Annotated in this window: 1 protein-coding gene; it reads left to right on the top strand. The window is 36.3% G+C overall.

Going from position 1 to position 600, the window contains the following annotated elements:
* The coding region (locus CQA40_RS10785) for a filamentous hemagglutinin N-terminal domain-containing protein (RefSeq protein ID WP_115520817.1) at positions 1 to 600 on the top strand (600 nt) is incomplete at both ends.

Genomic DNA, 600 nt, shown 5'->3' with positions numbered 1-600 from the left:
TATCACTACACCAAATGCCAAAGGCATATCAAATAATCACTACATAGATTTCAACATTAAGCCCAAAGGAGCTATACTAAATAATTCCTTGCAATCTATTACTTCTACTCATCTAGCAGGGTTTATTAGCTCAAACCCACACTTAAAAGATTTCAGTGCTTCTCTTATCCTAAACCAAGTAACCTCTGCAAATCCCTCATACTTACTAGGAATGCTTGAAGTAGCAGGGGATAAAGCAAGTGTGCTTATAGCAAACCCAAATGGAATTGTGTGTAAATCTTGTGGGTTTAGCAATGTAGCAAATCTAGCCTTAAGCACAGCCCTCATAGAGGACAAACTAGCTTTGAATGAGAAATGGCTAAACAACAATACGATAAACACTAATGCTACAAATAGCATAAACAATATAAATACCACAAATAACAATACAGCAAGTGCTTTAAGCAATGCTAATTCTACCCAATCACAACAATCCCACCAATCACTACAAGAGCAGCTAAAGCACAATCTATCTTTGCGAGTGCAAAAAGGACATATCAATATTGATTCACTAAATGCTAGCAACACTACCACACTCACACTTCTATCTAAATCCCTAAA

Origin of the sequence: Helicobacter sp. MIT 01-3238 (assembly GCF_003364135.1) — a bacterium.
GTDB lineage: Bacteria > Campylobacterota > Campylobacteria > Campylobacterales > Helicobacteraceae > Helicobacter_B.
The sequence above is the reverse complement of the archived record's forward strand: the minus strand, read 5'-3'. Positions and strand labels throughout refer to the sequence as shown.